Below are 24946 nucleotides of genomic sequence, written 5' to 3'. Positions count from 1 at the left end.
AACTAAGCAGCTTAAGGCTGCCCGGGGGTTTGCCGGTCCACCACTTCAACCCCCTCAAGCTGCGGCAAGCGTTCAATCTCTGCGAGCTTTTGCGCGCTCTGCCCTGCCCGCCAGCGCTCGAAGGCTTCCAGCTCGCCACTCCAGGTTTTCAAGACCCAGGTCAGAACGGCGAGATCATCGACAAAGCCTACGCCCAGCAACCAATCCGGAATCGCATCGATGGGCGCGACGAAGTACAGCAGCGCGCCAACTATCGACAGCAGAGCTTGCTTATTAACGTTGCGATACTCACCGCGCCACCAGGCCAAACAAAGCGCCTGCAGCAGTTTGAGCTGGCCACTCAACTCACTGAAGCCGGAACCTAACTTGTCGCGTTTACGCGCCACCGAAAACAGCAGCGCCGGTAACTTGGCTGCGCTGAGGAAACGCTTAGCCAGTAACTGGTAACGGTGGAAATTCTTCGGTGCAGTCATCGACGACTCCCAGCAAACCCAGCTGTTCCCTAGTCTGGAATAGGTTATCCACCGATGCTGTGGATAACCCTGTGAACATTATTTTGATATGCCCTGCAAATGCCCAGTCTACGGGGCTTGAAGACAGATCGGGCACTTTTTACCCATGATGTAAATATTCTTAAATATCAATAACTTAAAATACACAAGCAGTTGATGAGAAAGGTTACCAAGGGTGTTTCCGCTCACTTGCGGTGGTGTGCATAACCGTAACACCCCAATCCCTTTCCTGAATCTTTAGGACTACGCCAGCCCGATAAAAGTGCAATTTCGTCCGACAAAAACAACAACGCCCCGTCGAGACGGGGCGCTGCTGATCCGCGTGAAGATTACTCTTTAGCGGCTTTATCTTTGATGCCGATCAGTTCCAGATCAAACACCAGCACCGAGTTGGCTGGGATGGCTGGGGATGGGCTTTGCTCGCCATAAGCCAGCTCACTTGGGATGTACAGTTTGTACTTCTCACCCACGTGCATCAGTTGCAGGCCTTCAACCCAACCTGGAATCACGCCACCGACAGGCAGATCAATCGGGGTACCGCGCTCAATGGAGCTGTCGAAGACCGTGCCATCAGTCAGCTTGCCTTCATAGTGCACAGTCACTACATCAGTTTCTTTCGGCTGAGCACCATCGGCCTTCTTGATCACTTCGTACTGCAGGCCCGAAGCGGTGGTGACAACACCTTCGCGCTTAGCGTTTTCTTCGAGGAATTTCTTACCGGCTTTGGCCGATTCAGCATTCAGAGCAGTCATGCGCTCTTCAGCGCGCTTTTGCAGGAAAGCAAAGGCTTCCATCAGCTCTTCGTCTTTCAGACGTTGTTCTTTCTTACCAACTGCGTCATCAATGCCCTGCGCAACGGCTTTGGAATCCAGATCATCCATGCCTTCCTGGGCCAGACTTTTGCCCATATTCAGGCCAATGCCGTAGGAGGCTTTTTGCGCTGGAGTTTCTAATTTGACTTCGCTGGTTTGCGAGTCGCAACCCGCGAGAACCAAACCTACCAGGGCGACCGCCGCGGCTAAACGATGCTGTTTCATGCTTGTTCCTTGTTCGGTACGCCCTAAGGCAATGCTGTGAGTGGGCGAGCTTAGCAGGCCGCTTAATCCACTGCTACCGTCTTAGGAAACAGAAAATGCGTATAAGTTCAGGACTTTAGGTAATTCAGAAGATTTCTGGGGAGAATCAGAAACTTGTCACAGAGGGGATGAAGCGAGGATAAAAAATGGCGCAGCGGACGGGACTCGAACCCGCGACCCCCGGCGTGACAGGCCGGTATTCTAACCGACTGAACTACCGCTGCGCGTAACTTCGTGGAGCGAGTGGTGGGTGATGACGGGATCGAACCGCCGACCCTCTGCTTGTAAGGCAGATGCTCTCCCGGCTGAGCTAATCACCCTTGCTCTCGAAGTGGTGCGCATTCTAGAGATCGATTCAGACCTTGGCAACCCCCTTTTGAAAAAAAATTTACTGAATAAGCAAAGACTTAGCGCAGACTTGGCCTGAGGCACTATCCAAGGGAATAATGCGCGGGTAAATAAACGCACTGCCTGCACCTTTAGCCAGCAACGGCTAGCCAAGACCAGACGCAGGTTAACCCCTGATGCCAACGACCTAAGACACCCGCCTTTGCTGACGGGTCTGTAAATGGAGATGCACCCCCTTATGTGGTTTCGCAACCTGCTGATCTATCGCCTCACCCAAGATATTCCCTTAGATGCCGACGCTCTGGAAAAAGCCCTCGAAGCAAAACTAGCCCGCCCCTGCGCGAGCCAAGAGCTGAGCACTTACGGCTTTATCGCGCCCTTTGGTAAAGGTGAAGACGCACCCTTGGTGCACGCCAGCGGTGACTTCCTGCTATTAGCTGCCCGCAAAGAAGAACGCATCCTGCCTGGCAGCGTGGTGCGCGATGCCCTTAAGGACAAGGTCGATGAGATCGAAGCCGAGCAAATGCGCAAGGTCTATAAGAAGGAACGCGACCAACTTAAAGACGACATCGTGCAGACCTTCCTGCCGCGCGCCTTTATTCGCAAGTCGGCAACCTTCGCCGCCATCGCCCCTAAGCAAGGTCTGATCCTGGTCGACGCCTCCAGCCCGAAGCGCGCCGAAGACCTGCTGTCGACCCTGCGCGAAGCCATTGGCTCGCTGCCGGTGCGTCCGCTGACCGTGAAGATCGCGCCTAGCGCCACCCTCACTGACTGGGTCAAAACTCAACAAGCTGCGCCGGACTTCCACGTACTGGACGAATGCGAGCTGCGTGACAGCCATGAAGATGGCGGCGTAGTGCGCTGCAAGCGCCAAGACCTGACCAGCGATGAAATCCAACTGCACATGGCTTCCGGTAAGGTCGTTACCCAACTGTCGCTGGCCTGGCAAGACAAACTGTCGTTCGTGCTGGATGACAAGCTGGTGGTCAAACGCCTGCGCTTTGAAGACCTGCTGCAAGATCAAGCCGAGCAAGATGGCGGCGATGATGACCTAGGCCAACAAGACGCCAGCTTCACCCTAATGATGCTGACGTTGGTAGACTTCCTCCCTGCCCTGTTTGAAGCTCTGGGTGGTGAAGACAGCCCGCAAGGCATCTAAGCGGAACGCGGCTAAAACATGGCAGCCTCAGAGCGCGTAAAACCTCTTTGAGCCTGCCACGGCAGCGCCTGATATCAGTGAGGACAACCTCACCACAGTTGCAGTGGCCATTGCTGTTGCCGTGACCATTCGGGATGGCCCTAACTGAAATTACGTTGGAGGCAGCAATGTCGTGGATCATTCTATTTTTCGCCGGCCTGTTTGAAGTCGGCTGGGCCGTCGGCCTGAAATTCACCGAAGGCTTTACCCGCCCTATCCCCACGGTACTTACCGTCAGCGCCATGCTAATCAGCCTGGGCCTACTTGGCCTGGCCATGAAACATTTACCGCTGGGCACCGCCTACGCCATCTGGACCGGTATCGGCGCAGTCGGCACCGTGATCGCCGGGATTATTCTATTTGGCGAGTCGGTGGCATTGATTCGCCTAGCCAGCGTGGCGCTGATTGTGTGTGGGTTGCTTGGGTTAAAGCTGAGCAGCTAAGCAGCCAGAGCAAGTCCCGCCTGCGCAGGCAGGGTAAGCCTGGGCAAGATTCCTGATTGCACTGAACAACCCTTCTGTATTTACAGCTGAGTCTTCAGATTTTTCCGGCCCGAGGTATCAACCCTAGCCAGCAGGCCGTATTAAATCTTCCAGCCTCCCGCAGTGTGGGCGCTGCGCCAACTTACACGCTTTGCCAATACAACCTGAAACATCGAACCGAAAAGTCTGAATAGCCTGCTGGTGAAACAGCAAGTAGGGTGGACAACGCGAAGCTTGTCCACCATATTCCAAACATCCAGCAATGACCGTTAACTCCTTATCGCATAAATCCGTAACAGGTATAACGCTCACGCCGGGATAACGGTGGATGGGTAAAGCGTCATCCACCCTACTCGCTGCAACGTGAGTAGTGTTAGAGCACGCCATCACCTTGAAAGCGCTGCCTTAGGTAGGAGGCTCGGATTACCCTGTCAGCACTCAGGTATAGAGTAATGCGACCGCGCTGATCTTTAGTCACATATCTGAAAGCAAGTGGTTCGCTGCTCAATGATAGGTCGTTAAACTTAACAAGACATTGATTCTTGCAGGAGAGGGTAGGGTTTACACCTTGAGCTTTGCCTGACTTCAAAAGCTCTTTTAGTTGAGATATGACAGTTCTCAGGGAATCACCTTGCTTAATAGGGAATTCACTGCTCTGAACTAGGCTTATTTCTGAAGCCTGCGCCTCTCTCATGGTGATTCGAGCAATCTTTGCCATATTCTTCCCAGTGACCCACACTTCACTGGAGCCTGTGATCTTATCAAGCTCCTCTGGGCACTCAGCAGTAGCATAGAAGTTGTTTGTAGGTACGAGCTCGACCTTTTCGATCTCTTGATCACTAAGGTATTGGCGTAGTTGAGCACTTGTCCATCCAATTTGGATGCCCTCTATTTCTCCACTCTGTGCATCTTTTTGCTCATAGAATAATTTTCCCGAAAACTTGCTCCATCCGGTTTCTGGGCAAGCCACGGTGATGCTTGGGGTCAGCAGTGCAAGCAGAAGAACAAACTTATTGATCGCCATAATTTTGCCCCCAGGCTCCAGGAACGTTTGGCGCGGTTCCACCAGCGTTCTCAATGATATTATCAGCAAGTAGGGTGGACAACGCGAAGCTTGTCCACCATATTTCAAACTTCCAGAAATGACCGTTAACTACTTATCGAATAAATCCGTAACAGGTATAACGCTCACACCGGTATAACGGTGGATGGATAAAGCGTCATCCACCCTACACGCTGAACCGAAAAGGTCCGAACACTCTGCTGGGGAAATTGATACAGCGACTAAGCAGTTGCTCGCCCCCATTCGGTAGCGAAGTGCAAAATACTTTTATTGGAATAGAGAGATAAGTGACAGGCCTCTGTCAGATTAAGATCATAGAGGCCTGCTCTATTAAGATCTGATGTGGGCCGTCAGATCTATTTATTCTTCTGAATCATCAACGCACTTTAAGAGCACGGACTTCCCTTGGGCAAAATCCTCAGCGTCCTTCAATGAACTTGCGATGAAGAACGAATGGCTAAGCTCTGTTCCATCCGAGGGTGGTGATGAGTCTAGGTCTCTACGTGTGGGATTGTATATGGATCTTATCTTTCTAGTTCCTAAGCATTTTTGCTTGGCAGGGCTGCCTTGATAAGTGCAGTCTCCTGCACTATCAATAACCTGCATGGTGGAGTTTATTTTTTGTTGGAGCTCGGCCTCGGAGTGTGCCTCAAACAAATAGTAGTCCTCATAGATCGGATACTCTGCTTGAGGGGGAGCCAAGAGCTCTATTGTTGATGCAATGCTCACAACGAACCAAGTCATTATTGGAACCTATTTTTGCCGTCGTAGTTAAAGCGCTTCATCGCTTGCTTGATTTTCTGTCTCTCTACTGCGTTTCTCTCATCTTGATAGAGTTTTATTAGGTACTCAAAAGGATTGCAGTTTTTCCCTTGGGCCAAAACATCACGAACATACTCGTTGTCGATATTCTGCTTTCCGACTTTTGACATCTCAGCAAGTAGGGTGGACAACGCGAAGCTTGTCCACCATATTGCAAAAATCCAGCAATGACCGCTAACTACTTATCGAATAAATCCGTAACAGGTATAACGCTCACGCCGAGATAACGGTGGATGGGTAAAGCGTCATCCACCCTACTCGCTTGATGCATCGCTACAACTGGATACGACCACACCAATTCAATGGCGGGCTACCGCCCGCCATTGCGGAGAAAAATCTTAACTCTGTGTCCGGGATTAGTTGACCACTACAGACACAAGGTCGGTGTTTAAGTGCGCGTACGCTGTGTGTCTATTGCCGCTTTACTGAAAAACCATTCTGTTCAGAGTATTTGGCTACCCAAGCGTCTCCAAAGAAAATCATAAAATAATCGTCATCCCCGGAGTAAAAACCCTCTTCGTTGGAGAGAACTAGCTTTACTCCAGTTGAGAAGTTGATTTTTATCTTTCCTGATCCTTCGTCTTTCCTAATCAAGATCATTTCTCCGAGGAAAAACCCTGAGAGGTCGGACATGTCGCCAATGTTTTCACTTGTGACTACGATTTCTTCTTTTCTTAGCGTCCAGTCGCACATATAGACCCAGAGGGATACTTCTGCGCCTTTCTCTTGTTCTAAATCAATAAATATGAAACTCCCTTCCCCTTTTCGAAGACCAATTACTTTTCTTGGGAGGGTCTCGTTGATGTTCTTCATATTCTATTGTCCGTTTCGAATTGCGTCGGCAACATCTTTTATTTGATGGTAATCATATCCCTCTCCTGATATCTCATCATGCACTCTACGCTTCTGAGCTTCAGTTAGGCCTTTGGTTGCATCGTTGAATTGCTTGTTTTGTGCCCGATTATTTTCAGGGGTGTGATTTCCATCACCTTTTCCTGCGCCTTTTTTAGGTCCCTTTACTTTCGACCCTCGGCCAAAGGATGGACCCATTCCTAGAATTGCTGGAATTAGCAAGTAGGGTGGACAACGCGAAGCTTGTCCACCATATTCCAAACATCCAGCAATGACCGTTAAATACTTATCGAATAAATCCGTAACAGGTATAACGCTCACGCCGGGATAACGGTGGATGGATAAAGCGTCATCCACCCTACTCGCTGTGCGTGGTACTCGATCTGTATAGCAAGCTGGTGATCGGTTGGTCGATGCATCATCGCCAGGATCGGCAGATGGTGATCCGTGCGGTGGAAATGGCCATATGGCAGCGTCAGGGTGACTGGTCAGTGATCCTGCATTCGGATCGCGGTAGCCAGTTCACCAGTGCTGACTATCAGCGATTTCTGAATCGCAACACGCTGGTTTGCAGTATGAGTGCCGTCGGACATTGTGGCGATAATGCCGCCTGCGAAGGCTTCTTCGGTCAGCTCAAACGGGAGCGAGTTGCCCATCAATCGTATCGGACTCGTGACGAAGCACGGGCGGATCTATTCGACTACATCGAGCGGTTTCATAACCCACGAATGCGTCGTAGAGTCGCCCGGCAAGATTTGAAGTTTTCAGCCCTTTTCAAACCGTCCGTGGAAATGAGGTAGAACCCAATAAGTTAAGGATCTCACTTTCATCCAACAGCTTGGCAAGTTCAGCCGGTGAAACTCCATCATCATTTAGAGCTTCAGAATTTGCGCCATGCTTTAGAAGATAAATGACAGCCTCTCTATGGCCCTGCTCGACTGCATCATGCAGGGCTGTATATCCATGCTCCCCTTTGCAGTTAACGTCAGCTCCTTGGCTCAAAATCAGCTGAATTTCATTAATGTCGCCACGTGTTGCAGCAATGTGGATTGGTTTATCTCCGAATAAGCTCGCACTATTAACGCCTGTACACTCCAAGCCACTAAACTCGGGGAGGCCCGAGTACTCTGCTAGCAGCAGAGAAAGTTGCTCTTGGTTAGTTGCATTGCTCACCGCAAACCCTCCGTAGGAAATCCTTCAGATTTTCAATAGCCTTTCTGGTGTTGTTTATCTCTGTAATATGGCCGGCTTCATTATCGTTGAACCATTTCTTACTGAAGTTCTCACGTAACGCCAAGCATTGCTGAAGTCTATCGAGATTAGCAAGTAGGGTGGACAACGCGAAGCTTGTCCACCATATTCCAAAAAACCCAGCAATGACCGTTAACTACTTATCGAATAAATCCGTAACAGGTATAACGCTCACGCCGGGATAACGGTGGATGGATAAAGCGTCATCCACCCTACTCGCTGAGCGGGCTGCTGGAGAAATTGATACGCCGAAGAACATACGGCTATGATCAAAGGAGATATTTTCAGAAACCTAGAGTAAGCCCACAGCCTACCTCTAGGCCGTGGGCTTACTTGGATAGAGTGCTACTTTTTTGTGTTAGAAGCCGGAAAGAATAGAGTACATAAAGAGCCCCCACCCTATTGCGATTATAATTATCTCATGAACCTTTGCGGGTGGAGGCTTTAGGCCTGGATACACAAAGAATACTTTAGTTCTGGAGCAGTAGAGAATTATGCCTGCGAGAAGCGTTAATATTCCGATATATACCATTTTCTATTTCCCGCAAGCGCAATCAATAATTTTATTGTCAACCACCCAAGCTCTGCCTGCTGTGCCGGCGACACTAAGCAAGTAGGGTAGACAACGCGAAGGTTGTCCACCATATTCCAAACATCCAGCAATGACCGTTAACTACTTATCGAATAAATCCGTAATAGGTATAACGCTCACGCCGGGATAACGGTGGATGGATAAAGCGTCATCCACCCTACTCGCGGCTCAAAGTCTATTTGGCAGAAATGTTGCGGCGCGCAGATGAGCGCCGCAAACTGATTAAGGGTTGTGATTCGTGCTGGTTCGCACATCAGACCCATCTACACTTCTTGATACTATAAAGAAATCAATTTCATCTATATCTGCAAGCGCAAGGCTTACAGCTCCCTCTTGATGAAGCTCACATTTGCAGTATTGGTACTTAACGTGTCCATATTCATCCCAGTCGAATAAGGCAACATACTTAAGATGACTCACGTTATCAATCTGGGCCCACTCCCTCCATGAAACATTTAGCCCATCCCTCTCGCCTAGCATAACTCGAATCGCACTTCCTTGCTTAGGGAGAGCAATAATAGTCGATGTAGATTTATCTGTCCCACATGCTTTTTCAACTAATCCTCTAAAAAGGTAACTGTCAATTTCTTCAAACTCATCCAGAGGGCTGCATTCTGTCAGATTTTTTACGTGCTTTCTAAAAAATGAGTTCCAGAGGATAGACTTCGCTTTCCTATAGTCGAGCATTAAGCGTGTGATATTTTTCATGTGCGCTGGCTCCTAATCATTAAATAAATGGCGGAGTAGGCCCTACCCCTCTTTTGGGGTAGCAAGTGCACTCTGGGTCAGATTTGTTTTGATCCCACGAAATCCAATGCCAGCAAGTAGGGTGGACAACGCGAAGCTTGTCCACCATATTCCAAACATCCAGCAATGACCGTTAACTACTTATCGAATAAATCCGTAACAGGTATAACGCTCACGCCGGGATAACGGCGGATGGATAAAGCGTCATCCACCCTACTCGCTGCACCAACTTGAACAGCATGCCGATACAACCTGACACCTTGAACCGAAAAAACTTAACACCCTGCTGGGGAAATTGATATGGAGTGCGCGGAGGCGATCTACTCGCCGGGGGGCAAGGAGGCGCCGCGTAGCGACGCCTCCTTGCTTTTTCGCAAATTAAAGACCTATAAGGCTTTTAATTCGTATGAGTTTTTCCGAGTAATCACCGCAAATAGAGATCGAGAGGTCATATTTCTCTTGGTTGCCTGAAATGTCCTCTAAGGTAGGCAGAAGATCTCCAATTACAGGAAGAATATCGGCCTGCTGATACTCTGCCTTAAATTCAACTATTCTGAACAGAGAGCTGGCGGCCTCCCCTTTACTGAAGTCATCGAGATTTTCGTTACTCAGGAAATTTTTAAAGCCAATTATGTAGTAGCGGAAAGGTATTGCTGGCATGAACCTCAGATCAGTGGCTCGCATAGAAATATTGTCTCGATACTCTTTTGCCATTTGACTGTTACTTTTCCCAAAAAAAATTCTTGAACGCTTCCCGGGAGTCAAAGTCGGACTCATATCCAGACCATTCACTCATGTTTGGTATTTCATTCATCTTCTTTTCTCACATTCACTGGCAGTCGGGCTTGCAGTTTTTATCATATTTTTCTTTCGCCCTTAGATAACTCTCATTCATTTGTAATATGTCGAGATAGTGCCTGTTTGGCTCCCAGCGCCCGTCCCATTGATGCATTAAATAAGCACACTGCGAGAACCTGTTCATTTCATTGAGTAGATCTTTGCACGGATCCCCCGTTGGCGGGGCTTTCAGTGAGCATTGTGCTTTGTACCAGCAAGTAGGGTGGACAACGCGAAGCTTGCTCACCATATTCCAAACTTCCAGAAATTACCGTTAACTACTTATCGAATAAATCCGTAACAGGTATAACGCTCACGCCGGGATAACGGTGGATGGATAAAGCATCATCCACCCTACTCGCTGAATTAATTTTTCAGGTGGCCAGAAAGTATTTACACCAGTAAGACAATTGAATAATCAAAATAAAAACGCCGGCACTGGGCCGGCGTTTCATGCGGCATCTGCTCGAAAATCACCCAAGCCATTCGACCAGGGCATCAGATGATGAGTAACCAATGAGATAAAGCTTTCCCTTCTCGCTTCTTATTGCAAGCGAGAATTCGCTAGCCTGCTCATTATAAAGCAGCTCTCGAGTCTCCTCTTTTGCGATCAATAACATAAAATAGCTGTTATCTCTGAAGTCCGTATTCTCTCTTACCCACTCAGATGTGTATGCCTCTACGATTTTCGGTTCTACTGTATGTTCAATTAGGCGTATTTTGCAGTCTTTAATGTACGCAGCTCTATCCGGAGCACCAAGGCTTGGGGTTGATGTCGGACTTTCAAATGAGCCTCGTAGCAAATCTATAGCTTCATCTTTGGTCATGGTTGCTGGCTCAGTTGTAATGTAAGGTTTCCGGTGGCTTAGCTCCATTTGCAGGGATATCGATCCGCGGGTCGGTACTACCTTTCCTGGGCGATACTGCACCCCGTTATCGCCCTTAATAAAGCCTGTTTCTGGGTCGACTTTACCTGTTCCGCCAGCAAGTAGGGTGGACAACGCGAAGCGCGTCCACCATATTCAAAAACATCCAGCAATGACCGTTAACTACTTATCGAATAAATCCGTAACAGGTATAACGCTCACACCGGGATAACGGTGGATGGATAAAGCGTCATCCACCCTACTCGCTTAAAACCGAAAAAGTCTGAACACCCTGCTGGTGAAATTGATACACCTGGCGCTGATGGGGTGTTCATTTTTGTCGGATGCTGTAGTGCTAAGCGCGATGGCACCACTCTGCAGACAAGGCTTTCGCCACACAGCGTCTGGGAGGCCTGGAGCCAGATACTCAGGCCATCGAGCAGTTGCGCAACTAGGCAAAGGTGGGATGTCGGGGCACGGCCTGGGGCAAGCTGCAACTTGTAGAGCGGGTCAAGTGACCCTCTCTACAGGCTGTATTTGCGCATCGTGGAGAGGCGAATAAATCCACCTTCAATTTATTTATCAAGGTAACTCGAATGGCCTCCAGTGGTATTCAATTTCTTCAAGCCTTCCATTATTGAAGTTTAGTGTGGTAGTTAAATATGAGCCCGGATTGTAATACATAAACCTGTTGTATCTTTCGATTGCATTCGCGTTAATCGGAGCTGTTGTTATTTTTTGATCTTCAAGAGCGCAGCTGTATGCTGTTACTTCCTCATTGCTTGTTATGATTTTTCTAATAAATTGCTTTGCTTCGCTTATGGAGCTTGATTTTTCTATACCTTGCTTATCTGGCTCAGCGCTATTTGAGCTGTATTGTATTTCCGGTGAACCATTAACCTCTTTAAAATTTAGACTGTAGCCTTTATTGTCAGAAATGCAGATTCCTTGTTCTTCATTAAGCTTTATTACATCTTCTGGATTCTGACTGCTAACACTGACCTCTATATCAGGCAAGGGCTCTATATGACTAACGCCTTGGCTGGCCAAAATTTCTGCGACTTGTTCCTTAGTGGAGCCAATTTTTAGGCCGTTCAATTCACCACTCGATACCGAAGAGTCGCAGCCTGAAATTAATGATAGCCAAAATAAAGCTGCGCTAATACGGACCATAATTTTACTCTCCATGATTTTGCTGCCAAGCCCCTGGAACATTAGGGGCCGTTCCGCCAGCGTTCTCTATTATATTGTCAGCTGAGGTATTCGAGTTCGGTCCAGTCTTCGAGTTATAAAGCTCGCCAGAATTGTAGTTGTTCCCTGATTGAGTTACTGCCTTATCCCAGTCAGATTGACTCATGTTTCCTGGTGGCGGGATCAAATACCTTATATTGTCTTGGCTAAATGGCTTATAAAAACTATCCCTATCGCTCGAGTATGTCGCTGCCGTAGGGTCTGTTTGAGGGGTCCGGCCACCGGCAACACTATATTGCTCATCAATTACCTTCTTGGGATTGCCACAAGAATCCTCCTCCCAGTGCCAGACAAAGACCGCACAATGCTTTATGCCCAGCTTGCCAATAGCATGGTCAAGTGTGCGGCATAACATGGTCACTTCTAGCCCTAAGGGATCTAAATACTTCAGTGGATTTCCGTAGACATACCCATAGGTATTCAACCCTCCCCGCAATCCAATCGGATCACTTTCGACGTACCGCCCCGTCTCGGGGTCGTAATCGCGGAAGTAGTTGTAGTGTAATCAGCTCTCCACATCAAAATACTGATCCGGAAACGCAGTGCATTGTCGATGCTATTAAGTATTACTTGTGTTTTACCGAAGGCTTGAGCATTGGTTCACTAAGTTACTTCTGCGACTTTTTTAAATGCCAACTCGTGCATCCCAAAATGGCTGCTAAAAAAGTAACTCACACACTATGCCTGCGTCTCTTGGCGCTGGGCGCGGGTAAATAGTGGCTGGCTCAGCCAAAGCTTGGTGGGGTCGTAGGCGTATGCTTTGGCTGGCCCTCAGCGTTGTACTCGGCTGCAAGGCTTTTGGACTGCTGCCGCAAACACCTCCCGCCCATAGAGATAGCACTGCGCCTAGCAGAATAAATAAATGACCTGCGGAAATTATCCGCAGGTTTTTATTGTCGGCGCAGTCTTATGCGCGATCACCGCGCAGTTCGCTGACTCGTTCGCGCAGCCATTCACGCTTGGCTAACTCGGCGGGTACTGGCTCACTGGCGCTTAGGGTCACGCGCGACCAAACGCGTTTAAACCAACCCTTACCTGGCGAGCGACTGAAGAAGCTGCCCCACAGCCCTTGCAACGCCATGGGAATGACGGGCACGGGTTGCTGTTCAAGGACGCGTTCGACGCCGCCTTTAAACTCATCGATCTGGCCATCGGTGGTCAGTTTGCCTTCGGGGAAGATGCACACCAGCTCGCCGTTACGCAGGTATTCGGCGATTTTTTTGAAGGCCGCATCGTAGATCAGCAGGTCTTCGCTGCGCCCGGCGATGGGCACGGTGCCGGCGGTGCGGAAGATAAAGTTGAGCACCGGCAGGTTATAGATCTTGTAATACATGACGAAACGGATCGGCCGGCGCACTGCCCCACCAATCAGCAGCGCATCAACAAAAGAGACGTGGTTGCACACCAAGAGCGCGGCGCCCTCATCGGGAATGTGTTCGAGCCCCTCATGCTTTACGCGGTACATGGAATGGCTCAGCAGCCAGATCATAAAGCGCATGGTGAATTCGGGGACGATCTTGAAGATGTAGCTGTTGACGGCGATGTTCATCAACGCCACCAGCAAAAACAGCTCGGCGATAGACAGCCCCGCCACACTCAAAAACAGTATGCCCACCACCGCCGACAACACCATAAACAAGGCATTGAGGATGTTGTTAGCGGCAATCACCCGCGCCCGCTCGTGCTCGGCCGTGCGCGACTGGATCAGGGCATACAGCGGCACGATGTAAAAACCACCAAACAAACCAATCCCCAGAAACGCCCCCAGCACCCACCAGGCTTGGCCCTGCGCCAACACCCCCAGCCAATCGTAAGCCTGCGCAGGGGCAGGTAAGCCCTCGGCATGCCACCACAGCAAGATGCCGAACAGGGTCAGACCAAAGGAGCCAAAGGGCACCAGGCCGATTTCCACTTTGCGCCCGCTCAGGCGCTCACACAGCATCGAGCCCAGGGCGATGCCCACAGAGAACACCGTAAGAATCAAAGTAACGACGCTTTCATCACCATGCAGGTTTTCTTTGGCAAAGGCCGGAATCTGCGTCAGGTACACCGCGCCTAAAAACCAGAACCACGAGTTGCCCACCAGCGAGCGCGACACGGCGGGGCGCTGGCCCAAACCAAGCTTTAGGGTCAACCAGGTCTGGCGGAAGATATTCCAGTCCAACTGAAGTTTCGGCATCGCTGCGCTGGCAGGAGGAATCGCGCGACTGGTCAGGTAACTGAGCAACGCCACCACCACTACGGTTGCCGCCACCCACTGCGCATAACCCTCTGAGGCCATCATCACCCCGGCGCCGATGGTGCCGGCGAGGATGGCGAGAAAGGTGCCCATCTCGACCAAAGCGTTACCGCCGACCAGCTCATGCTCGTGCAGATGCTGGGGCAAAATCGAATATTTCACCGGGCCGAACAGAGCCGACTGCACGCCCATGGCGAACAGCACGCCGAGCATCACTGGCAGGTTGCTTTGCAGCACTGCCCAAGCGCCGACCAGCATGATCAGCAGCTCGATAAACTTGATCTTGCGGATCAACGAATCCTTGGCGAACTTCTCCCCTAGCTGCCCACCAAGGGCGGAAAACAGAAAGAACGGCAGGATAAATAACAAGGCGCAGAGGTTGACCAGCACCGCCCTGTCGCCACTGACACTGAGCTTGAACAGAATCGCCAGGATCAGCGCCTGCTTGAAGATGTTGTCGTTAAAAGCGGCGAGAAACTGGGTGAGGAAAAACGGCAAAAAGCGTTTTTTCCCAAGCAAAGCAAATTGCGATTCATGACTCATCGTGAGCAGTCCTACCTCTATCCGTGCTTAAAAGATTTAGCTGACAGCACCGTGGCGCCTGGCGCTGTACGCTAACTTAAATAGGCAGTTGGCCGAAACTCCAGCGCAGCAGAAAAAACACCAACAGCGAACCTGCAATGGTCAGCAGCAAATGCCGCGTCCAGGCGGCAATCACAATCGCAGCAATACCAGCCACCAGATAGGCGTTATCCCAGGCCAGCGCCCAATGCTGACCATCGGGCAGCAACATACCCGGCAGCACAATCGCGCTTAACACTGCGGTGGGCACGTAGTGCATGGCCTGGCGCATCAGGGGGCTAAAACGCAGATTGGGCAAGGCAAACAGGCTATAGCGCAGGGTAAAGGTGATCAGCGCCATGCCCAGCATCAGCAACCAGATTTCCATTACGGCGCCTCCCCGGTTGAGTCTTGCCCGGGCGCCTGCGCAGCCTTGCGCCGCTCCAGATAAACGCCCACGGCAATCCCAGCAAAAGCGGCCAGCATCAAGCCGAGCTTATAGGGCCAAGCCTGACAGGCCAGCGCCACGGCGCCTGCGACCAACGCGGCAGCGATTTGCGGAAAGTTACGCAGGGTCGGCACCACGATGCCGATAAAGGTCGCCAGCATGGCGAACTCCAAGCCCCAGGCGGACAAATTAGGCACGCTTTGGCCAAACCAAGCGCCGATCAGCGAGCTGCTAGCCCAGGTCAGATAGAGGGTGATTGCGGTGCCGGCGTGGTACCACTGGGCATGCCCACTGCTGCCTTTAGCCAGATAGTGACGCTGCACCACAGCGAACACTTCATCGGTCAAACCAAAGGCCATAGGCAGACGCCAGCGCTGGGCGAATCGCCCCACATAGGGTTGCAGCGCGGCGCTATAGAGCACATGACGCAGATTGACGATCAAGGTGGTGAGGAGAATGACGATGGCGCTGCTACCTAAGGTCAGCAGGCTAATGGCAATAAACTGCGCGGAGCCGGCGTAAACCAACAACGACATGCCCAACGCCTGGCCCAAGCTGAGCCCGGCGACCACGGCCAGAGCGCCGTAAATCAAACCAAACGGCAGCATGCCAACCATCATTGGCAGCGCATCGCGACAACCGAGTAAAAACTCCTGCCCCTTGCCCATCACCACTCCTTAATGCCTGCTCCCCGCTTCCCACGGGAGGGTCCAGTCCGTGCAGAGCAACTGGACAGCACAGACTAGTTGGCCAAGGGTGTGGTTAACAAGGTTTTAGGCAAGCCCTGCCGCAATCCGCTATCAACGCCATAAAGTGCGGCTACTCCTCGGGCTCATCGAACAGCGGCAAGCCCGCCGCACGCTCAAGCAACTCGGTGGGCAGGCTCTTACTGGCGCGGGCGCCGAGCAGCTTGAGGTTTTCGATGCGGCTGATGACATTGCCACGGCCATCGCTGAGCTTATTGCGGGCAGCGGCGTAGGCCTTATCCAACTGCTGCAAGCGCGCACCGACTTCATCCAAGTCCTGAATAAAGGCGACGAATTTGTCGTAGAGCGCCCCGGCCCGCTCGGCAATTTCCCGGGCGTTCTGGCTTTGCCGCTCCTGGCGCCAGAGGCTGTCGATCACCCGTAAAGTGGCAAGCAAAGTGGTCGGACTGACGATAACGATATGCTGGTCAAAGGCCTCCTGGAACAGTCCCGGATCGGCCTGCAAGGCCGCCGCAAAGGCCGCCTCAATCGGCACGAAAAGCAACACGAAGTCGAGGCTGTGCAAGCCTTCCAGACGCTGATAATCCTTCAGCGACAACCCCTTGAGATGGCTGCGCAGACTCAACACATGCTGCTTCAGCGCCTGCTGGCGCGCCTCGTCATGCTCCGCCGCAATAAACTGCTGGTAGGCCGTCAGGCTGACCTTGGCATCCACCACCACTTGCTTGTCGCCGGGCAACTGGATCAGCACATCGGGCTGGAAGCGTTCGCCGTCGGCGCTCTTCAGGCTTACTTGAGTTTGGTATTCGCGGCCCTTCTCCAAGCCGGCGTGCTCCAGCACCCGCTCCAGCACCAGCTCGCCCCAGTTGCCTTGGGTTTTCTGGCCTTTAAGGGCGCGAGTGAGATTAGTCGCCTCATCGCCCAAACGCTGGTTGAGCTGCTGCAAACGCTCCAGCTCCTTGGCGAGGGAGAAACGCTCGCGGGCTTCTTGCTGGTAGCTTTCTTCGACGCGTTTTTCAAAGGACTGGATGCGCTCTTTCAGCGGCTCCAGCAACTGACCGAGCTGCTGCTGGCTGGTCTCGGCAAAACGCTGTTCACGCTCATCAAAAATCTTCCCGGCCAGTTCAGCAAACTGCGCACGTAATTCATCCCGCGACTGCTGCAGGTCAGTTAAGCGCTGCTGATGGCTGTCTTGCTGTTCTTTGAGTTCAGCACTCAACGCCGCGCGCTGAGCAGCCAGCTGACGAATCTCGGCTTCCTGCTGGTCGCGTTGCTCAGTCCACTGCTGGGCGGCCTGGGTGCTTTGCTCGCGAGCACGCTGCAGCAGCTCGACTTCGCGGCTAAGACCTGCCAGTTCGGCCTGTTGATTGGCTTTGATCTCGCTGATATCCGCCAGCTCGGCGCGACAGTCATCGAGTTGCGCAGCCAGACCACTTTGCGCCAACTGGGCGTGACTTAAGCGTTCTTCTAACAGGCTGTTGGCCAACTGCTGAGCCGCGAGACGGCGCTGTTGGGTCCAAGCCACATAGAGCAGCGGCGCAGCGGCCAAGAGCGCGCCGAGCAAGGCCGGCGCTAGCGTGAGGGATAAATCAAAAGGCATGGTCAGCTCCGCTTAACGATGGCGGGAGTATACCCAGCCTGTTAAGTCAGTCAGAGCTGATTGAGCAGTTCCTGCGCTTCGACGCTGCCTTGGCTGGCGGCTTGTTCGAGCAGTTGCCGGGCCTGCTTGGGCTCATAGCAACGCGGTTTGAGATACAGCCGGGCCAACTCCAGCTGCGCAGCCATATCACCGGCGCGCGAAGCCTGTCGCAATAGCTCCAGGCCCATGCGCCGATCGCGCAGATTGCCGCAGTCATGACAGAGCATCTGCCCCAAACGACTTTGCGCCTGCACTACGCCCTGCAACGCCGGCTGCTTAAGCAAACGACCGGCAATGCGCTTGACGCTGGCCGAGGCACCCAAACGCGGACGCGCCAACACCCATAAAGCCATACGGGCGGTTAGGCGGAGTTCGGGAATTGTTTGCGGCACGGATGTACGAGAAATAACGCGAGGCATAAGAAACAGCGGCAGCAACGAGAAGGCGCGCACTTTACTCCTTTTTACGCTCAGGTAAAGCCCGTTGTGGGCAGGCGCCACGGTCAGGACCCCTGATCAAAAAGTAATCCACAGAAGCTGTGGATAACTTTGTGGGTAATATGGGAGCAATATGCCTCAAGGCTGATGGCACGGGGGATTGAGTCAATCTGATGATTTTTTGCCCAAATGAAAAATCTTTATTTTTCATAAAGTTATAAATACATCAAAGAGAATCATAGGTTTACAAGTGGCACTAAAACATGATTAGGAGCCACGGAGCCATTTGTGCACAAGTCTGTGCGCTGTTCGACAAAAAAGCCCTGTAGCGGGGCAAAAAACAGGCTACATGCGGCCTACAGCCCGCCATCTAGCACCTTGCCATTAGACCAAAGAGCCATAGGTTGCCCCAACACGACGCACAAGGGTTCTAAGAACGATTGGCCGCCAGCTTTCGCCAGTACCGACGCACCAATTTAAAGCCTGCACCAGTGTGCCGTCGCGACCGCTATAGCGCCTGGTGCAATCACCACCGGCAGCGCCGTAATCGAGCAACAACACAGCGCCGACTGAGAGCAGCCCTTAGCCGAGCCGCTGTGGCCCTGTGGTAAAAAGCCCAATTGGCAGGCGAAGACGCATGGTTTAACGTCCGCCAGTGCTTCTGCAACAAGGAATGTGTATGCCCCGCCCGCGCACTTGGCGCCCCCCCCTGCTCGCGCTGCTCTTACTCATCACACTATTAGCCGTGGTGGCTTTGCTGGGCGCTGAGCGCCTGCTAAATCGCCAAGGGATACAGATCAACACCTGGCAAGGGCTGCATATCAACCTCAACGGCATCGCCCTGGAGCAGCTCAGCCTCAGTCACCCGGACTGGCAACTCGAGTTGGCGCAGCTGCAATTACCCTGGCGCGGCCTCAGCTTGAGCTTGCCGCTTTGGCAGCAGGTCGCTATTCAGCGCTTGCACTTCAGCTTAAGCGCCAACCCGGCCACGCAGCCCAGCGACGCCGCACCGGCACCTTGGCAGTTGCAGCAAGTCGCAGGGTTACTCGCACTATTGCCGCAGCGTCTGCAGCTCGATGATCTACGTGTACAAATACCCTGCCCCCAGGGTCAATGCAGCGTGCAGGGGGCGTTACTGTTGCAGGCAAGCAAGAGTCGCGAGCAATTGAGCCTGCACTTCAAGCAAGCCCCCGAGGCCCTCGACTGGCAGTTGCAACTGCAGGCGCAAGCCAGCCGAGTCGAGGCCCAGCTTGAGCTGCGCAGCCAACAGCAGGTGCAAGTAGCACTACAGAGCAGCGCCGAACAACTGGCCGAGCATATTCAATGGCAGGGCCAGTTCAGTGCGAATTTGCAACACAGCGAAAACCTCCACCAACTGCTGATGCAGTGGCTGCCAGCTAACGCTGCGACAGTACGCAGCCCAGACTCAGGCCAGATCAAAGCCGACTGGCAGCTACAGCTGCCCGGCCAGCAACTGGATGCCGCGCAGTTCAGCCAAGCCACTGGCAGCCTGACCGCCAGCGCCTACTTCAACCAACCTTGGCCGCTGCCGGGCATTGGCCAAGTTCAAGGGCAACTGGCCTTGGCCGTACATACGCAGGCTGGAAATTGGCTGGCTGATAGCCTGCTGGCGGATGTGCAGCTCAGTGCAATCGCCCCTGAGTTATGGCCACAAGTGCCTGCCAGCCTGCGTCCCAATAGCCTCCAACTGCGCCTTGAGCCGATCCCACTGGCCACCCCAGTAGCCGGGCAGCTCAGCAGCAGTTTTAGCCAACGCGCCCTGCCCTTGAAGCTGCAGTTGCAAGCCCACGGCCCGAGCCAAGCGCAGCTTAACGCCGAGCTGTTACTCGCCAAGCAGGCCCCTTGGGCAATACAACTGAGCCACGGCCAACTGAGCGCCAAAACCGCAGCCACGCGTATCAACAACCTAGATATCGGAGCCCTGAGCGCGCGGCTCAACCTTGACGCGTATCTGGATCAACAGCAATTCAGCTTAGCGCTGAACAAAGGTACAAGCCTTAGCGCCAAGCACCTGGCCCAAGATCAGTTGCGTGCGGAGCAGATCAGCCTCAGCAGCGACCAGCTGGCACTCAAGGTGGACCTCGCTGACGGCGCTATCCGCGACTGGCGTAGCACCGGCCAACTGCAACTCAGTGCCCAGCCGCGACATGAGCAGTTAGTGAACCAGCAGTGGCGCTGGCAAGGGCAACTCATCGCCAATCCCAAGCAGCAACAGTTAAGCGGTGCGTTAAGCAATGCGGCCGGCCTGCACTTGCAGGTCGACGGCCAGCACAACGCGCAAGGTTGGCAAGCCCAGGCCAAGCTCGAAGAGATTTTCTTGCGCAGCGGCAACCCCTTGAGCCAAAGCTTTAGCGCCTGGCCCGCCCTGCTGGAACTCAATAACGGTCGTTTAAACGCCGATGCCAGCCTGACCCTGGCGCCTCAAGCCAGCCTGCCCAACATCCAGCTGCAGCTGCGCAGCCAAGGTCTTAGCGGTATCTATGACCGCACAGAGCTGAGTGGCCTGGATGGTAAGGCCTTGCTCAGCACTGACGCTAAGCAGCTGCAATTGCAGCTCAATGACCTGCACCTGGCCCAGGCCAACCCTGGCATCGCCTTAGGTCCGCTGCGGCTTAACGCCCGCTATAGCGCAGCGTTGCAACAACCTGCCAACGGTCAACTGGTGCTCCAACAAGCCAGCAGCGCACTGCTCGGCGGCCAGCTAATGGTCCCTGCCGGCACCTGGAGTTTAGCCGCCATGCCGCTGACCATTCCGTTGCAAATCGAGGGCCTGCAACTGCAAGAATTGTTTAAGGCGTATCCCAGTGAAGGCTTAGCCGGTAGCGGCAGCATCGACGGCAACCTGCCGCTGCAACTGGATAGCGCCGGCTTGAGCGTGAGTAACGGACAACTGCAAGCGCGGGCGCCTGGCGGGCAACTGCAGTTTCGTTCAGAAAAAATTCGCGCCTTGGGCCGCAGTAATCCGGCCATGCAATTGGTCACACAGTCACTGGATGACTTTCGCTTTAGCACCTTAAGCAGCACGGTCAACTATGCTGCGCAAGGACAATTGAATTTAGGCATCACCCTGCAAGGGCAAAATCCGGCGATTGAGGGCGGGCGACCGATCCACTTCAGCATCAACCTGCAAGAGGACATCCCCACCCTGCTCGCCAGCTTGCAGCTCAGTGCGAAAGTCAGCGACACCATCCAGCAACGGGTGCAGCAGCGGATGCTGCAACGCCACAGTCAACCCAGTGCGCCGCCCAGTGTTAGCACGGCGCCCTAACCGCTACCGCGCGCCGTGTGGCAGCGCTAAGACACAGGAGATACGCCATGGGCGTACGCAGTTTTATGGTCGTGCTGATGCTGGGCTTGCTCAGCGCCGCCTGTACCCCGACGGTGCAGTTGGCGATGCCCAATGAGCCGATCAATATCAACCTCAATGTGAAGGTTGAGCACGAGATTTACATCAAGGTCGATAAAGCCCTAGACAGTATGTTTAGCGATTCCAGCGGTTTGTTCTAACTCAGCCGAATGCCTTAAGGAGAATTTCTATGCCTTTGTATCAACGTCTCGCCGGCCTGTTACTGCTGGCCAGCCTGAGCCTGCCAGCCGCCGCGCTGAATCTTAATCAAGCCATGTCGGCCTTAAGCGATGCCAAAGCCAGCGGCCAAGTCGGTGAGATGCCCAACGGCTATTTAGGGGTGGTGACGCCCGGTGGCCAAGCCAGTGAAATCGCCAAACTGATCAACGCGGCACGGCGCGCCGAGTACCAAAAACTGGCCGGACAAAACGGCATTCAATTGAGCGATGTGGAGAGCATCGCCGGGCAGAAAGCCATCGACAAAACCCCGGCTGGGCAATATATCCAGCAGCAAGGCCAGTGGCAGCGTAAATAGCGCTTAGTTCAAGCGGTAGCGCGCCAGCTCGGCGGGGGTCAGGACGCGCATCCGCGCAGGGTCGGTGCTGTTGATCAACTCCAACAACCCCGGCGCCACATTCATTTGCTTGAAGTAGGTCGCCGGGCTTGGATTGCTGCTCAGCCGCGAAGCGTAATGCACCGAGTCGCTGCCCGGATAATACGGGCGGTGCACACCCACATAGCCCCGCACGATTTTACTTTTGCCGGCCGCCAGCAGATACACGCAACTGCCCTGACAAATGCCAGTGGAAGGGACCAAGGAGTCAAAGCCGGTTTCGCGCAGCAATCGCCCCAGCTTGATCGCCTCGGATACGCTGCCGCCGATGCTGTCGAGCATGACGATCTTCTTCGCGTAGTTGCCAGGGTGATTACGGATGCCCACCAGCAGCGACTCATAGTCGCCCGGGGCAATGGTTTCAGAAACCTTAGCCAACAGAATCTTGCCGAGTTTTTGATGAGTGCCCGCCTCCACCTCGACCTTAGCCATGGCTGGACTGATGCAGCCAAGCGCCGCGCAGAGAGTTAACAGTTGCCAGAAACGACGTGCCATACCCATCCATAACCTTTCAGCAAATTCAGCGATGCCGGCAAAGATACCCTTTGCTGGCTAAGGGCGCATAATTTGCCACAGATTAATCCGTCGCCTGATCCGCGACGCCCTGTTTAGCCTGCGAGAGATATCCCGTGCCTGCACTCTTTACCATCGAGCCGCAAAACCCGGAGCAATACCGGCAACAAACCCGCCGCAGTACGTTGATCATCGCGGTGATTTTTATCGCCCTGGCCATGCTGCTTTCCAGTAGCGCCGTGCTGCTGTTTGGCACCCCAGGTGGCGATAACTTTCGCTGGAATGCCACAGGTGTAGCGCTCGCCGTGGCGCTGAGCTTCGCCCTGGTGCGTGGCCTGTTATGGCGGCAGCCGCTGATGGCATCCGCCGTCTACGGCTGGCGGCTAAAACGCAGCCTGATGCGCGTCACTAACCTGATGCATCACGTTAAAGCCGGGGTAGCTGCCCGTGATCACACCGCGATGCAAGTGCTGCGCTTTTATCACTTGGGCCTGACCCAGATGCACCAGCTCGACGCCAATAGCAGCTCACTCAGCGAAGCGGTGGCCGAGATCAATCAGCACAGCGAACGCATGCAGGAAGCGAAGCTGGATCTGCAACAACCGACGCTGTACAGCGAATGGCTGGAGGCGGTTAAACAGATTCCCGCCAGCCGCCAGTAACCCCCGCCTTACTCGCGTGCAGCGCTGCCAGCCCTGCACGCCCCCTGCTCGCCATTCCCTCCTCGCGTCTCTATCTGCAGCCTAACGAGCCCAGAGCCGATCGCTCAGCGCAAGCGTAGTGAGCCCCACCGCGCACCCCAAGCCCATCACACAAACAAAATCACGCATATTTATTAAATATTTAAATGCATTTATTTAATAATTAGCTTAGATAAAAATAGAATTTCACAAGCAAAAAATATACGAATAAGTTTGAACCATTGGCAATCTCGTACAAACCCACAGCGCTTAATCGACAGCGCGCAGTGGTGACTTCTACGACTAGCAGCATGACTTAGCCCGCTGCGAGCATCCCGTCCAGAGTAGCCAGCACTCTTCGTTTCAAGCAGCGCCCGCCAGGCCATCGGCAGCACCTATAAGCCTGCGAGCGTGCCCAGCCTCAACACAATCACAAACAGGAGCAGGTCCGTGAGCCAGGTCCATAGCGACAACCAAGTCAAAGACATCGCCCACTTCATTCACCCCTACAGCAACCTCGACAGCCACACCACTACGGGGCCGCTGGTGATCGTGCGCGGTGAGGGCTGCCATGTGTTTGATGAGCAAGGCCGGCGTTATCTCGAAGGGATGTCGGGGCTGTGGTGCACCAGCTTGGGCTTCTCCGAGCAACGTTTGGTCGATGCGGCCCATGCCCAGTTGCAAGTGCTGCCCTACTACCACAGCTTTAACCACCGCAGCCATGTGCCGGGCATTGAGCTGGCGAGCAAACTGGCGCAGTTGGCGCCCGGGCATTTGAACCATGTGTTGTTTGCCAACTCGGGCTCCGAGGCCAACGACTCGGCCGTCAAGCTGGTGTGGTACTACAACAACCTGCTGGGTCGCCCGCAGAAGAAAAAAATCATCGCCCGTCGTCAGGGTTATCACGGTGTCACCGTGGCCTCTGGCAGCCTCACCGGGCTTGCGCCGGTGCACACCAATTTCGATTTGCCGATTGCCGGGATCATCCACACCGACAGCCCCAGCTATTACCACGCCGGCCTGCCAGGGGAGAGCTTAGAGGCCTTTAGCGAGCGCATCATCGCCAACCTGGAAGAGCAAATTCTCAGTGAGGGCCCTGAAACCATTGCCGCCTTTATCGCCGAGCCGGTGATTGGTTCCGGCGGGGTGATTTTGCCGCCGCCGAATTACTTCCCCCGCTTGCAGGCGCTGCTGCGCAAGTACGACATCCTGTTTATCGTCGACGAAGTGATCACCGGATTTGGCCGCACCGGCCAGCTGTTTGGCAGCAACACCTATGACCTGCAACCGGACTTGATGTCGGTGGCCAAGGGGCTGTCCTCGGCTTATCAGCCAATCTCGGCGCTGTTGGTTAGCGATCAGATCGAAGAAGTGCTGCGCCAGGCCAGCCGCAAGCTCGGCGGCTTCACCCACGGCACCACCTACGCGGCGCACCCGGTGTGTGCCGCAGTGGCCTTGGAAACCCTGAAGATCTACCAAGAGCGCAATATCGTCGGCCACGTGCAGAGCATCGCGCCGTATTTCCAACAACGCCTGCAGCAACTCAGCGACCATCCGTTGGTCAGCGAGGCTCGCGGGGTCGGCCTGCTTGGCGCCTTGGAGCTGGCCGCCGATAAGGCCCAGCGCCAGCCCTTCCCGGCGCAGTGGCGCCTCGGCGAGTGGATTCAGCAACACGCGCTCAGCCAAGGGGTGATCGTGCGCGCCATCGGCAACGCGATTGCCCTGTGCCCGCCGCTGATCATCGACCAACCACTGGTGGATGAGCTGTTCGATAGCCTGAGCCGCAGCCTCGACGCCGCCGTCGAGCATGTGCGCCAACTCTCTGCGCAATCGGCCTGAGGTCCG

General features: G+C 53.6%; 24 protein-coding genes, 2 tRNA genes and 2 pseudogenes. 8 read left to right on the top strand and 20 right to left on the bottom strand.

Going from position 1 to position 24946, the window contains the following annotated elements:
- Nucleotides 1–11: 11 nt before the first annotated feature.
- The 4 genes from NTD81_RS07070 to NTD81_RS07055 all read right to left on the bottom strand — a co-directional run bounded on the left by NTD81_RS07070 (nucleotide 12) and on the right by NTD81_RS07055 (nucleotide 1908).
- Entirely contained in the window at nucleotides 12–473 is a 462-nt protein-coding gene (locus NTD81_RS07070) for a YkvA family protein (protein ID WP_262180921.1), read from the bottom strand.
- A gap of 368 nt (nucleotides 474–841) precedes the next feature.
- Nucleotides 842–1549: an FKBP-type peptidyl-prolyl cis-trans isomerase gene (locus NTD81_RS07065; protein ID WP_262180918.1), complete on the bottom strand. Its 708-nt coding sequence runs from the start codon at nucleotides 1547–1549 to the stop codon at nucleotides 842–844.
- 186 nt (nucleotides 1550–1735) lie between these two features.
- Nucleotides 1736–1812 (bottom strand) — tRNA-Asp (locus NTD81_RS07060).
- A gap of 20 nt (nucleotides 1813–1832) precedes the next feature.
- Nucleotides 1833–1908 (bottom strand) — tRNA-Val (locus tag NTD81_RS07055).
- Between the two features lie 266 nt (nucleotides 1909–2174).
- On the opposite strand from NTD81_RS07055, the gene rdgC reads away from it, so the two are divergent.
- The gene (gene rdgC, locus NTD81_RS07050) at nucleotides 2175–3095 is read left to right on the top strand and encodes a recombination-associated protein RdgC (RefSeq protein ID WP_262180916.1); all 921 of its coding nucleotides are present in this window, start codon (nucleotides 2175–2177) and stop codon (nucleotides 3093–3095) included.
- Nucleotides 3096–3262: 167 nt separating this feature from the next.
- Nucleotides 3263–3577 (top strand): quaternary ammonium compound efflux SMR transporter SugE, encoded by a 315-nt coding sequence (gene sugE, locus NTD81_RS07045; RefSeq protein WP_262180914.1) that lies wholly within the window; start codon nucleotides 3263–3265, stop codon nucleotides 3575–3577.
- Nucleotides 3578–3989: 412 nt separating this feature from the next.
- Here sugE and NTD81_RS07040 read toward each other — a convergent pair whose 3' ends face one another.
- The 4 genes from NTD81_RS07040 to NTD81_RS07025 all read right to left on the bottom strand — a co-directional run bounded on the left by NTD81_RS07040 (nucleotide 3990) and on the right by NTD81_RS07025 (nucleotide 6710).
- Entirely contained in the window at nucleotides 3990–4640 is a 651-nt protein-coding gene (locus tag NTD81_RS07040; protein ID WP_262180911.1) for a hypothetical protein, read from the bottom strand.
- Nucleotides 4641–5039: 399 nt separating this feature from the next.
- Nucleotides 5040–5423 (bottom strand): hypothetical protein, encoded by a 384-nt coding sequence (locus NTD81_RS07035; RefSeq protein WP_262180909.1) that lies wholly within the window; start codon nucleotides 5421–5423, stop codon nucleotides 5040–5042.
- Between the two features lie 489 nt (nucleotides 5424–5912).
- A complete protein-coding gene (locus NTD81_RS07030; protein ID WP_262180906.1) occupies nucleotides 5913–6314 on the bottom strand; it encodes a hypothetical protein in 402 nt (133 codons plus the stop codon).
- Nucleotides 6315–6317: 3 nt separating this feature from the next.
- Nucleotides 6318–6710 carry a hypothetical protein gene (locus NTD81_RS07025; protein WP_262180904.1) on the bottom strand — a complete coding sequence of 131 codons (393 nt, stop codon included), beginning with the start codon at nucleotides 6708–6710 and terminating at the stop codon, nucleotides 6318–6320.
- Between the two features lie 8 nt (nucleotides 6711–6718).
- On the opposite strand from NTD81_RS07025, the pseudogene NTD81_RS07020 reads away from it, so the two are divergent.
- A pseudogene (locus NTD81_RS07020) lies at nucleotides 6719–7153 on the top strand (DDE-type integrase/transposase/recombinase); the annotation flags it as partial.
- Here NTD81_RS07020 and NTD81_RS07015 read toward each other — a convergent pair.
- The 11 genes and pseudogenes from NTD81_RS07015 to NTD81_RS06965 form a co-directional block, all read right to left on the bottom strand.
- Nucleotides 7128–7526, bottom strand: a complete 399-nt coding sequence (locus tag NTD81_RS07015) for an ankyrin repeat domain-containing protein (protein ID WP_262180901.1) — start codon at nucleotides 7524–7526, stop codon at nucleotides 7128–7130. The pseudogene NTD81_RS07020 and the gene NTD81_RS07015 overlap by 26 nt on opposite strands.
- 892 nt (nucleotides 7527–8418) lie before the next feature.
- The gene (locus NTD81_RS07010) at nucleotides 8419–8904 is read right to left on the bottom strand and encodes a hypothetical protein (RefSeq protein ID WP_262180899.1); all 486 of its coding nucleotides are present in this window, start codon (nucleotides 8902–8904) and stop codon (nucleotides 8419–8421) included.
- 417 nt (nucleotides 8905–9321) lie between these two features.
- Nucleotides 9322–9720, bottom strand: a complete 399-nt coding sequence (locus NTD81_RS07005) for a hypothetical protein (protein ID WP_262180897.1) — start codon at nucleotides 9718–9720, stop codon at nucleotides 9322–9324.
- A 533-nt stretch (nucleotides 9721–10253) separates the two neighbouring features.
- Nucleotides 10254–10607 (bottom strand): hypothetical protein, encoded by a 354-nt coding sequence (locus tag NTD81_RS07000; protein WP_262180894.1) that lies wholly within the window; start codon nucleotides 10605–10607, stop codon nucleotides 10254–10256.
- 621 nt (nucleotides 10608–11228) lie between these two features.
- Nucleotides 11229–11819: a hypothetical protein gene (locus NTD81_RS06995; RefSeq protein WP_262180892.1), complete on the bottom strand. Its 591-nt coding sequence runs from the start codon at nucleotides 11817–11819 to the stop codon at nucleotides 11229–11231.
- A gap of 442 nt (nucleotides 11820–12261) precedes the next feature.
- A pseudogene (locus NTD81_RS06990) lies at nucleotides 12262–12435 on the bottom strand (RHS repeat-associated core domain-containing protein); the annotation flags it as partial.
- A gap of 369 nt (nucleotides 12436–12804) precedes the next feature.
- Entirely contained in the window at nucleotides 12805–14679 is a 1875-nt protein-coding gene (locus NTD81_RS06985; protein ID WP_262180890.1) for an MFS transporter, read from the bottom strand.
- A 76-nt stretch (nucleotides 14680–14755) separates the two neighbouring features.
- The gene (locus NTD81_RS06980; protein ID WP_262180888.1) at nucleotides 14756–15085 is read right to left on the bottom strand and encodes an AzlD domain-containing protein; all 330 of its coding nucleotides are present in this window, start codon (nucleotides 15083–15085) and stop codon (nucleotides 14756–14758) included.
- A complete protein-coding gene (locus NTD81_RS06975; RefSeq protein ID WP_262180886.1) occupies nucleotides 15085–15813 on the bottom strand; it encodes an AzlC family ABC transporter permease in 729 nt (242 codons plus the stop codon). Before NTD81_RS06975 ends, NTD81_RS06980 begins: the two co-directional genes overlap by 1 nt.
- A 151-nt stretch (nucleotides 15814–15964) precedes the next feature.
- Nucleotides 15965–17452, bottom strand: a complete 1488-nt coding sequence (gene rmuC, locus NTD81_RS06970) for a DNA recombination protein RmuC (RefSeq protein WP_410017120.1) — start codon at nucleotides 17450–17452, stop codon at nucleotides 15965–15967.
- Nucleotides 17453–17502: 50 nt separating this feature from the next.
- The gene (locus NTD81_RS06965) at nucleotides 17503–17844 is read right to left on the bottom strand and encodes a tetratricopeptide repeat protein (protein ID WP_262180884.1); all 342 of its coding nucleotides are present in this window, start codon (nucleotides 17842–17844) and stop codon (nucleotides 17503–17505) included.
- 763 nt (nucleotides 17845–18607) lie between these two features.
- Between NTD81_RS06965 and NTD81_RS06960 the strand changes: the two genes are divergently transcribed.
- The 3 genes from NTD81_RS06960 to NTD81_RS06950 are packed head-to-tail and all read left to right on the top strand — an operon-like array spanning nucleotide 18608 to nucleotide 21830.
- The gene (locus NTD81_RS06960) at nucleotides 18608–21217 is read left to right on the top strand and encodes a YdbH domain-containing protein (protein ID WP_262180882.1); all 2610 of its coding nucleotides are present in this window, start codon (nucleotides 18608–18610) and stop codon (nucleotides 21215–21217) included.
- A 47-nt stretch (nucleotides 21218–21264) separates the two neighbouring features.
- Nucleotides 21265–21456 (top strand): YnbE family lipoprotein, encoded by a 192-nt coding sequence (locus NTD81_RS06955; RefSeq protein WP_262180879.1) that lies wholly within the window; start codon nucleotides 21265–21267, stop codon nucleotides 21454–21456.
- 29 nt (nucleotides 21457–21485) lie between these two features.
- Nucleotides 21486–21830 (top strand): YdbL family protein, encoded by a 345-nt coding sequence (locus tag NTD81_RS06950; RefSeq protein WP_262180877.1) that lies wholly within the window; start codon nucleotides 21486–21488, stop codon nucleotides 21828–21830.
- Nucleotides 21831–21833: 3 nt separating this feature from the next.
- Here NTD81_RS06950 and NTD81_RS06945 read toward each other — a convergent pair whose 3' ends face one another.
- Complete coding sequence (locus NTD81_RS06945; RefSeq protein WP_262180876.1) at nucleotides 21834–22403, bottom strand: hypothetical protein; 570 nt, start codon at nucleotides 22401–22403, stop codon at nucleotides 21834–21836.
- A gap of 134 nt (nucleotides 22404–22537) precedes the next feature.
- Here NTD81_RS06945 and NTD81_RS06940 point away from each other — a divergent pair, with 134 nt between their 5' ends.
- Both NTD81_RS06940 and NTD81_RS06935 read left to right on the top strand, forming a co-directional pair.
- Entirely contained in the window at nucleotides 22538–23083 is a 546-nt protein-coding gene (locus NTD81_RS06940) for a DUF3087 domain-containing protein (protein WP_262180874.1), read from the top strand.
- 468 nt (nucleotides 23084–23551) lie between these two features.
- Complete coding sequence (locus tag NTD81_RS06935) at nucleotides 23552–24940, top strand: aminotransferase (protein ID WP_262180871.1); 1389 nt, start codon at nucleotides 23552–23554, stop codon at nucleotides 24938–24940.
- The last annotated feature ends 6 nt before the right edge of the window (nucleotides 24941–24946 follow it).

Origin of the sequence: Pseudomonas sp. 5P_3.1_Bac2, assembly GCF_025465995.1 — a bacterium.
Classification (GTDB): Bacteria; Pseudomonadota; Gammaproteobacteria; order Pseudomonadales; family Pseudomonadaceae; genus Aquipseudomonas.
The sequence above is the reverse complement of the archived record's forward strand: the minus strand, read 5'-3'. Positions and strand labels throughout refer to the sequence as shown.